Annotated in this window: 12 protein-coding genes, 3 tRNA genes and 1 pseudogene; 4 read left to right on the plus strand and 12 right to left on the minus strand. The window is 48.2% G+C overall.

The annotated features are described in order from the left end of the window. Positions 1 to 98: 98 nt before the first annotated feature. The 11 genes from HMPREF2872_RS01770 to HMPREF2872_RS01815 all read right to left on the minus strand — a co-directional run bounded on the left by HMPREF2872_RS01770 (position 99) and on the right by HMPREF2872_RS01815 (position 6,363). Positions 99 to 1,034: a DUF7146 domain-containing protein gene (locus HMPREF2872_RS01770; protein WP_083311716.1), complete on the minus strand. Its 936-nt coding sequence runs from the start codon at positions 1,032 to 1,034 to the stop codon at positions 99 to 101. A 195-nt stretch (positions 1,035 to 1,229) separates the two neighbouring features. Beyond that, the gene (locus HMPREF2872_RS11715) at positions 1,230 to 1,391 is read right to left on the minus strand and encodes a hypothetical protein (RefSeq protein WP_168164750.1); all 162 of its coding nucleotides are present in this window, start codon (positions 1,389 to 1,391) and stop codon (positions 1,230 to 1,232) included. Then, on the minus strand, positions 1,388 to 1,636 hold the full coding sequence (locus HMPREF2872_RS01775; RefSeq protein ID WP_070630769.1) for a hypothetical protein: 249 nt from the start codon (positions 1,634 to 1,636) through the stop codon (positions 1,388 to 1,390). Before HMPREF2872_RS01775 ends, HMPREF2872_RS11715 begins: the two co-directional genes overlap by 4 nt. Further along, a complete protein-coding gene (locus HMPREF2872_RS01780) occupies positions 1,633 to 1,854 on the minus strand; it encodes a PTS sugar transporter subunit IID (protein ID WP_070630771.1) in 222 nt (73 codons plus the stop codon). Before HMPREF2872_RS01780 ends, HMPREF2872_RS01775 begins: the two co-directional genes overlap by 4 nt. Before the next feature lie 142 nt (positions 1,855 to 1,996). Beyond that, the gene (locus HMPREF2872_RS01785) at positions 1,997 to 2,395 is read right to left on the minus strand and encodes a hypothetical protein (RefSeq protein ID WP_070630773.1); all 399 of its coding nucleotides are present in this window, start codon (positions 2,393 to 2,395) and stop codon (positions 1,997 to 1,999) included. Continuing rightward, the gene (locus HMPREF2872_RS11540) at positions 2,392 to 2,583 is read right to left on the minus strand and encodes a hypothetical protein (RefSeq protein WP_101810528.1); all 192 of its coding nucleotides are present in this window, start codon (positions 2,581 to 2,583) and stop codon (positions 2,392 to 2,394) included. Before HMPREF2872_RS11540 ends, HMPREF2872_RS01785 begins: the two co-directional genes overlap by 4 nt. A gap of 491 nt (positions 2,584 to 3,074) precedes the next feature. After that, on the minus strand, positions 3,075 to 3,611 hold the full coding sequence (locus tag HMPREF2872_RS01795) for a hypothetical protein (RefSeq protein ID WP_070630777.1): 537 nt from the start codon (positions 3,609 to 3,611) through the stop codon (positions 3,075 to 3,077). Then, positions 3,608 to 3,859 carry a helix-turn-helix transcriptional regulator gene (locus HMPREF2872_RS01800; protein ID WP_070613176.1) on the minus strand — a complete coding sequence of 84 codons (252 nt, stop codon included), beginning with the start codon at positions 3,857 to 3,859 and terminating at the stop codon, positions 3,608 to 3,610. The genes HMPREF2872_RS01795 and HMPREF2872_RS01800 overlap by 4 nt, the downstream gene beginning before the upstream one ends. A gap of 190 nt (positions 3,860 to 4,049) precedes the next feature. Beyond that, complete coding sequence (locus tag HMPREF2872_RS01805) at positions 4,050 to 4,820, minus strand: DUF6387 family protein (RefSeq protein WP_070630780.1); 771 nt, start codon at positions 4,818 to 4,820, stop codon at positions 4,050 to 4,052. Positions 4,821 to 4,831: 11 nt separating this feature from the next. Then, the gene (locus HMPREF2872_RS01810) at positions 4,832 to 6,058 is read right to left on the minus strand and encodes a tyrosine-type recombinase/integrase (protein WP_070630782.1); all 1,227 of its coding nucleotides are present in this window, start codon (positions 6,056 to 6,058) and stop codon (positions 4,832 to 4,834) included. A gap of 220 nt (positions 6,059 to 6,278) precedes the next feature. Beyond that, positions 6,279 to 6,363: transfer RNA gene (locus HMPREF2872_RS01815), tRNA-Leu, on the minus strand. A gap of 161 nt (positions 6,364 to 6,524) precedes the next feature. On the opposite strand from HMPREF2872_RS01815, the gene HMPREF2872_RS01820 reads away from it, so the two are divergent. The 4 genes from HMPREF2872_RS01820 to HMPREF2872_RS01835 all read left to right on the plus strand — a co-directional run bounded on the left by HMPREF2872_RS01820 (position 6,525) and on the right by HMPREF2872_RS01835 (position 8,087). Continuing rightward, on the plus strand, positions 6,525 to 7,190 hold the full coding sequence (locus HMPREF2872_RS01820; RefSeq protein ID WP_070630784.1) for a hypothetical protein: 666 nt from the start codon (positions 6,525 to 6,527) through the stop codon (positions 7,188 to 7,190). Further along, positions 7,183 to 7,776 (plus strand): GTP cyclohydrolase II, encoded by a 594-nt coding sequence (gene ribA / locus HMPREF2872_RS01825; RefSeq protein ID WP_003685106.1) that lies wholly within the window; start codon positions 7,183 to 7,185, stop codon positions 7,774 to 7,776. Before HMPREF2872_RS01820 ends, ribA begins: the two co-directional genes overlap by 8 nt. A 125-nt stretch (positions 7,777 to 7,901) precedes the next feature. After that, positions 7,902 to 7,977 (plus strand) — tRNA-Val (locus HMPREF2872_RS01830). A gap of 33 nt (positions 7,978 to 8,010) precedes the next feature. After that, positions 8,011 to 8,087, plus strand: a tRNA-Asp gene (locus HMPREF2872_RS01835). A gap of 194 nt (positions 8,088 to 8,281) precedes the next feature. Here the strand turns inward: HMPREF2872_RS01835 and HMPREF2872_RS11180 are convergent. Beyond that, positions 8,282 to 8,469: pseudogene (locus tag HMPREF2872_RS11180) on the minus strand (type IIA DNA topoisomerase subunit B); the annotation flags it as partial.

Consider the following 8,469-nt stretch of genomic DNA (forward strand, 5'->3'; position numbering starts at 1 on the left):
CCGCGCCGTCAGGCTGCCAAATCTTGATACTGTCTAATTTCCCGTGATAACGCCGCTGCAAGGCTCTAGCCGCCTCTATGCCCGTTCGGTTTGTGTCGTTATCTGCAATAATGACCAAGCTCCCTTACCCAATCGGGCAAAACCAACGATTTCAGCCCATGCGCCGAACCACAAGCCCACATCGGCACACCCGATACATACCGCGCCGCAACAGCCGTTTCTATGCCTTCGCATACGCCCAAAATGCCGCTTTCAGGCTTAAAAATCCGCATTGCCGCCCCCGTCAGGCTGCCCGCGCTGACAGACTGCATTTTCTTGGCGGGCAGGGTTTCGCGGTTTTGTGGGTCGTAAAGCCTGATTTTTGATACTTCGCCGCCGGCCGATACAGATAGATAGGTCATGTGCAGCCCGCGCGGTTTGCCCGATACATCACGGTAAACGACGACCATCGCGGGGAAATTCCCGATAACGCGCCCTTTATGCCAGTATGCAAGACGACGGCACAGGCGCAAATCGGAATGAATCGGCATTTTTTCAGGGTAGGGAATGCCGCGTCCGTGCAGATAATCGGCGATGATGCGGTCAGCGTCCCACCGTTCGCAGGACTCCCACAAAGCTGCCAGCCTTTGCCGTTTGGCTTCTTCTTCCTTAGCCGTATCGGGCGGCGGCGCGGGCGGCTGTTTCATCACAGCGGGCGCGGTACTGCCCCCGCCCATACCCAGTACACCCGCTACCGCCTTGTATGCCTCCGTGAAGTCGTAGCCGTAAAGCAGCATAAGCAAATCAAAGCCGCTGCCGCCGTCAGGGGCGCAACCGTTGCAGATGAAGCCGCCGCCCTGCTTATGGTCGGTAAAGCGGAGTCGGTCTTTACCGCCGCAATTTGGGCATGGCTGGTGTTTTTTCGGGTTTAAATACTTCGGGTCTAGCCCCAAAGCTGTCAGGATTTCAGTCCAGCGACCACGCGCCGCCGCCTTCACGTCCTCCAAGCAGTAACGCGGCCAGTCGTCCGCGCCGTTTTGATGTTTGTTTTTCATGTTTTGCCTTTCTGTAAGGCGCAATTAGCCTGCCGATAGTGCGAAATGCACTTTATCGGGCTGAATTTGCAAAATTAAGGGATTAGAAATAGATAGACAGGGGATTTGCCGTCTGAAAAGGTAACGCGCTATAAACACGGATTTCAGCCATGTACGGTGCTTTTCCCTGAATCGGTTTCAGACGACTTTTTATAGCTATGGATACACTCGCACCAAGTACACAGCCCACATACCGCCCGCCGTCTGAATCAGACACAGCCACGCACAATCGGGACGGTTTGCCAGCGATTGTGCATATCGGGCAGCTTCATCTAAGTTTTGCGCCTGATATAGCTTGCTCAAAGCATTTATCTTCATGGGCGGATACTCCCAATAGGTTGATTTTTCCTTAATGCCTGTTGCTCCTGTTCGTGAACACGGAATACCAGCCATTTCCCACCATTACGGAACATTCCAAACCGAATAGAAGGGTAAGCCGTCATCAGGTCATTTAATGCCGCAAACGCTGTTTCAAGATTACCGTGAATATGCTGGGCTACAAGATAAAGCGGCTTTGGCAGTCTATCTGCCAGCGGCTCTATTGCCTTGTTTTCGGTCTTCATTGCGCTGCTCCCTCCGATACAGGCTCTAAAACAATCCCCGCCGTAGGGTTTGTCGTCCAATCGGCGGGATAAGGCGGCAGGGTTTCGGGTTGCTCTGCCACGGCATAGGCGGGCGCATTGCAGGCACGGGCAAGCGCGGCAAGTGCAAATATCCAAAACAGCAGCAAGGCTCGATTCAAATAGCGGCGGAAACGGTCGTTTTTGTCAGTCGATTGCATGATTTCGTCCTCCTTGCCCCATGCCCGATAAAATATAAAACTGTTATAAATTAATTATTTATCAAAAACATAGGGCGAAGTTTGCCCCATGCCGTCCGTGATGGGCGGCATGAAGGGCGGATGATTCAGGGAAAAAATGGATTTAAGACGGGGTATCGGACGGGTTGGAAGCCTGTTTGCGCTCCATCTCCATATCGAGGACAGCCTGTTTATGCCCGTCCCGATAGCCTTGCTGGTGTTGAATATCAGCAAGAATATCAGCCGCATAACACATTGCCCCGCCGATTTCCGACATAACAGCATTAGAAAAACGCACCGTTTCTTCATGGCTTAATTCCTGCTCAAGTACAGAAAGCCGCGCCATGCGGTCAAGCAGCCGACCGACTGTTTCCATGATAAACGTGCATTCTGATACGGCAACGCTTGCACGCTCTGCCATTTCCGACAGTTCGTCATCAGTCAAATGGGAAACATCAGTCAAATGTTCAAAATTTGCCATCAAGGAAGGCAAGCCGCCGAAAATATGGGTATTAACGCTCATGCTGCACCTCCCGAAACAATACGCGCAACCGTCCATGCGCCCGATTGGGTTTGTTCAAGGGCAAAGCGGCATTGCTTGTTTGCAGCTGTCAGACGCAGGGCATGATGATATGCGCCGCCAAGCGTAGGGAATTTACGGATAGAATGGGTAATAAGCGGGCGGGAATAGCCCTTACGGATAGATTTCATGATGTTGTTTACCTTTTCGATTTGGTTTTTTAGTCCAGCCTTTCCGCTGCTAAACGGGCGGGCGGGAAACAAAAGGCGGGTTAGCAGACTGGACAAATCGAACCCAGCAGGCACGAAGCCTCCCGCCCCTGTTTCCCATTGGAAAAGGTACAACAAGGGGAATGCAGACGTAGAAATGCCGCCCGATAAAGGATTACGGCGGCTGGTCTGCCGATTTGTCTTTAGGCTGCTAAACCTAGCTACCTGATTGAAGGAAGCAAAAGTATTTTGCAAGCCGTCATTCAGCCTGTCAAGCAGAATCCGCAGGTTTACAGACAGACAAAGGCCGTCTGAAACGCCAAAATGCTGAAAACAATGTACAAAATGATGAAGATTGTTCATAATATTTCCTTGTGAATTTGATTCACTTTTTTCTTAATCCGTTTTGGATACCCCTTGAAGAAACCGCCAAGCCGTCAGATTTGGCGGTTTTTTCTATTGAGGCTGTCCGATTATTGGACGATTCCCGCGTAAACCGTCATCGGTCGTTTTGCGTTCAGACGTTCGACAATCTCCCTGAACTGCTCCAAAAACGCGTCATCGGCAAACTCATGTTCATCACACCAGCCATCACAAACAAGTGCAACGCCCTTAGCCGTCATTTCCCTAGCCAATACTTCAAGCTCCATATCAGGAAAAGCCGCCCATGCTTCACGGCTTAACAAAAACAGCGAACTGATACGGCCGGCAAGGCTCAACTGCTCCATTTCCAACGCGGCGTTACCGTCTGCCAAAAAACCGATACAGGGCATTTTTTCGCCATTCGATTCGATAAACAGGCGTTCGCGGGCATAGCCGAATGTTGCTGAATCGCTTTGCTCCCAAATAACTACCGTTTCAGGACAATACCCGCATTCCTCAACGGGAAAGCAGACAAAGCGTGTCTGATTGCCGCTCAACTGTTCAAAGCCTTCAGGATTGCGGGGTATAAATCCGCCTGCCATTCCGTGCGTTACCCGCGCCATATAAACCATTACTTCTTTTTTCATGCTGTTGCTCCTTGTTTTCCATCAATACGGCTTTCCGCTTTTGCCGAAAGCCACGCGTCAAGCTCCGATTCCAGCCATACCGTAGCATTTGCCGCTACCTTAAACGGCTTGGGAAACGTAGCGTCATAGCGTGCATTTTTTGGGCTGGTTTTTGCCCAAATCGCCGACACGCACAAGCCTACTTTCTCGCTAACCTGTTTTGCCCGTAATGCACGGTCTGAACCAAGTTTTTCTGTTGCTGCTTCCATATCTTTAAACTCCTTTAATGATTGATTGCGGTTTTCTGTTGTATTCCGCCGCCGACAGGCAAAAGAATAGCCGCCCGAGTGGGCGGCTGATAGGAAGTCAAAAAATGGCACTTATTACCGAATTTGTTAAAGAAACTTGTTAAATTATAAATATCTTATTGATATTTATATAAATATGCTTGTTAAACTGTCAAAACAGCAGAACATCGCATTTCAGAATCCGCATTGCCTGCTTGTATGTAGTTTTCCGTAAGGTTTCTGCCGTTTTAGACGCTACTTCTTTGGCTGTCAGGGTTTCGGGCGGGAAAAGCAGGGCGTTCATTTTTCGCCAATTATAGGTAAAAAGACCATTACCAAACTTGTTGTTAGGCTTGTTAATTTCATTCCAAAGCCACAAATCCAAAAACGGTAAGACACGGTTAGGATATAGGCGCGCAATTTCTCCTCTGTTGAGGATTTTTATATTCCCATATCCGCGCCATTCCCGCTGTTCTTTTAGCCATGCCTTAAAGTCTTCGATAATGGCGTTATCCGTTCTTGAAAAATCAACCCACGCGCTTGCTTCAAGAATATTGTCCAAGCCTTTAGCCTCGAAATTGGTGGCTTCCTGCTTGTCTGTTTTAGCTATGCAGATAGCGTCAGCTTTACATTCCCAATATTTAATGCTTGCCCTTGAAGCGGCTTTGCTGCTATCGCCCGCTGATTGTGCAGGGATTTGATATTTTGCCGCCGCGTGTATTCTTATACGCAAAATTTCTAAATCAGCCTGTCTGCTACTCCAAAGTCCATAAACGGAACAGCCTGTATATTCCGCATATTCGCGGACTTCATCACGAATTTCTAGCAACCTTTGATAAATATCTCGCCGTATCTGAAAATCAGCCGCCCACTGCCGGCGCGTATATTTCTGCGTTTTTTCGTACAGTTTCAAATCAAACCATTCAGGCACATTAAACGTCATATCAAACCCTTTCAGACGCCCTTGCCCGCTGCCAAATCTGCCCGCGCCGCTTCGTATCGTTCGCGTAAATAACTGCTATACCATTCCATCATCTCCCGCCGCTCGGTCATATAATCTGCCCTGTTGTAAGCCGCCCTGATACGGTTTTCTTCCACATGGGCAAGCTGCCGCTCGATTGCGTCAGGGTTAAAGCCTTGTTCGTTCAAAACACTGCTTGCAAGGGCGCGGAATCCGTGAGGGCTTGCTATTCCCTTATAGCCCATGTTGTTTATAATTTTTCCTAGTGTGTTTTCACTGATAAAACCGTCTTTCTTAGTACGGCTCGGAAACAGGTAGGGTGTATCGCCCGTGATTGCCTTCAATTCCGCTAATAGTTCCAACGTCCAATCTGCAAGCGGGACGGTATGCGGCGGTTTCGGCGCGGTCTTTTCGTGCTTCATGCGCTCGGCTGGGATTACCCATAACCGCGCGTCAAAATCTATTTCATCCCATCGCCCGCCCCTAAGCTCGGTGTTTCGGACGAACACCAGCATTATCAGCATAAGGGCTATTCGGTTTTGCGGCTCAATATCTGCCAGCAGCAGGCGGCGGTAAAACTCGGTCAGCTCTTCACGGGGTAAGGCGGGGCGGTTGCTCGCTGGAACAGATGGGATATAACGTCTCAACACATGGGCAGGGTTGCTTTCAGTGAGTTCCAGTAGCGCGGCGTAATCGAAAACCGCGCCTGTCCATTCCCTGATTTTTTCAGCGGTATTGTTTACGCCCCGCGCCATTACGGAATCAAGCAGGGTTTTGATGTGGTTTACTCTGATTTCTTGTATCGGCATTGCACCGATAATGGGGAAAACGTCGGTTTCAAAATACCGTAACACGCGGGCAGCGTGGTTCTCCTTCCAGCGGGTCAGGTTGTCAGAATGCCAGCGGCGGGCGATTGATTCAAAAGTATTTAGGGCGGCGGCTTGTCGCTCTCTTTTTTTCTGTTGTTTTTCTTCGCTGGGGTCTTGGCCTGCTACCAGCAATCGGCGGGCATTTTCAGCAGCCGCGCGGGCTTCTACAAGTGAAATAGTCGGATATTTACCGATTGAAAGAGTTTTTCGTTTGCTGTTATACGAGAAATCAAACCTCCATAGCTTGCCGCCGCTGGTGTTGATGAATAGATATAAGCCTTTGCCATCATTTAGCTTGTAAGGCTTTTCAGCAGGCTTTGCATTCTTTATTTGACGGTCGTTTAGCTTCATTTTTGCGGTATTTTTTCAGGGTATTTTTCAGATACTGTAAAAAATACCGTAAATTTTAAGTAGATTCAACTAGACGAATATAGATTGCAATAGACGATGAATTAGGAAGAATTATAACGATAAACATAGATAACTTATTTATTTATAAGTATTTTGTATATGACAAAGGACGCTTGAAGACAAAAAAATAACCGCTCGAAAGCGGTTAAATTTTACAATGTGGTGCGGACGGAGAGACTCGAACTCTCACACCTCGCGGCGCCAGAACCTAAATCTGGTGCGTCTACCAATTTCGCCACGTCCGCACTAATTTGAATCGTGGATTATACACAAGATTAATGGTGGCGCAAAGTCTTGTTTGCTTGAATTTTTCGGTTTATCCCTTATATAATGGTTTATTCCGGCCGTCTGAAAGCAGGGTTTGTTTTCAGACGGCCTCAACTTTACTATTGGTGAGGAAGGGCAGATGCCTGCTTTATTGATTAAAGATTTTTTGCAGACGCAAGGTTTGAAGTTGCCTGCGGATGAGATACATGTTGCTTATTTGACTGCCCAGGCTGTGATTAAAATGGGCAATGCTTCGGTTGAGCGTTCGATTTTGTGGCCGTCTGAAGACGGTTGGCAGTTGGCAGATTATGTTGATGCCGAACATGAATTGTTGCTGAAACAGATTTTTATGGCTTTGGATTCGGTTGCCGAGCGCACCGAGCATTTGAAAAGCGCGGCGGTTTATACAGCGTTTCCGAAAGATGGCGCGTTGTCGCTGGTTCGACTGAGCCGTTGGGGCGTGCCCTTGGAAAATGTGATTCCAATCGACGAGCAGGCAGGACAGGCTTTTTTGGCTGTGCGTACGGCGCAAAGCGGTTGGATGAATGTTTGTCAGAATGTGGCGTATTGGCAGGAAATTGGTGAATTGTCGGCCGAACGCAATCATCCCGGTTTGAGTCAGATTTCTGTTCCTGTCTGTATGCCCAGCGGTGCGGTTTTGGGTGTGGTACATGCTGAGTTTGATGTCAAAGACGGCGCGCCTGACGAAGTATTGGTGGCTTGGATTGCCCTTGCCTTGGCTCTGTCGGATTCTTTGAAAAATCTGTTGGGCGTGGCTGAAAACGAGGAAGCGGAAAATGAGTAACGCCTTAAAGTTTGTTGCGTCATGCCGTTTGCCTACGGAATGGGGCGAATTTACCATGCACGGCTTTGAAGAAGAGGGCGGTCAGGAACATGTCGCATTGACAATGGGCGATGTTTCAGACGGCCTGCCTGTGTTGTCGCGTATTCATTCCGAGTGCTTGACCGGCGATGCTTTATTTTCGGTAAAATGTGATTGCGGTCCTCAGTTGCAAGCGGCGATGCAGGCTGTTCAGAAAGAAGGGCGTGGCGTTATCGTATATTTGCGCCAAGAAGGCAGGGGCATTGGTTTGATAAACAAAATCCGTGCGTATCGTCTGCAAGATCAAGGTTTGGATACGGTTGAGGCTAATGTAGCGCTTGGCCTTCCTGTTGATGCTCGCGACTTCACTTTGGCCAAGCAGATTTATGATTATCTGCATATTCGTGAAGTTAGGTTGTTGACCAATAATCCTGAAAAAATCCAAACGTTGAAAGATTCCGGCATTAATGTGGTCGAACGGATTGCATTACATGTCGGCGAAAATGTGGAAAATGAACGTTATCTGCATACTAAAGCGGATAAATTGGGACATTTGATTTTCGATTGATGGACAGGCATAACAGTAATTTTTGTGGCTAAATAAAATATTCTATATTCTTTCAATGGGATATATTTTTATTTAAATAAAAACCTTGCGCATGGTCTGATTTTTTGATTTAATGGCAGCCTATCGGGTGATTAGCTCAGTTGGTAGAGCGTCTGCCTTACAAGCAGAATGTCGGCGGTTCGACTCCGTCATCACCCACCAAGTTTCTTTTTCATTGTCTTTGACAGTGGATGCGCGGTGGTAGCTCAGTTGGTTAGAGTACCGGCCTGTCACGCCGGGGGTCGCGGGTTCGAGCCCCGTCCGCCGCGCCATTATTTGAAAAGCACTGATTATATCAGTGCTTTTTTATTTGTATTCACAACTCAATTAAGCTGCAAAAATAGAAACAGGTAAGTACAGAGTATTGAAAGTTAAATACTGTTTAACCTTAATTTCTTATGATTTAAAAAAGGCCGTCTGAAATTTTAAAAGTTTCAGACGGCCTTTATTTTATTTAAACAATAGATTAAATATCCAATTCCGCCGTATCGCCTTCGCGTTCCATCCATGCGCGGCGGGCGGCGGCCTCGCCTTTGCCCATCAGTTTGACGAAGATGTCGCGTGTTTCGTCATCTGCGCCTTCGGGGATTTGTACCTGTAACAGACGGCGGGTGTCGGGGTGCATGGTGGTGTCTTTGAGCTGGTCGGGGTTCA

It is taken from the genome of Neisseria sp. HMSC069H12 (assembly GCF_001812735.1).
GTDB lineage: Bacteria > Pseudomonadota > Gammaproteobacteria > Burkholderiales > Neisseriaceae > Neisseria > Neisseria subflava.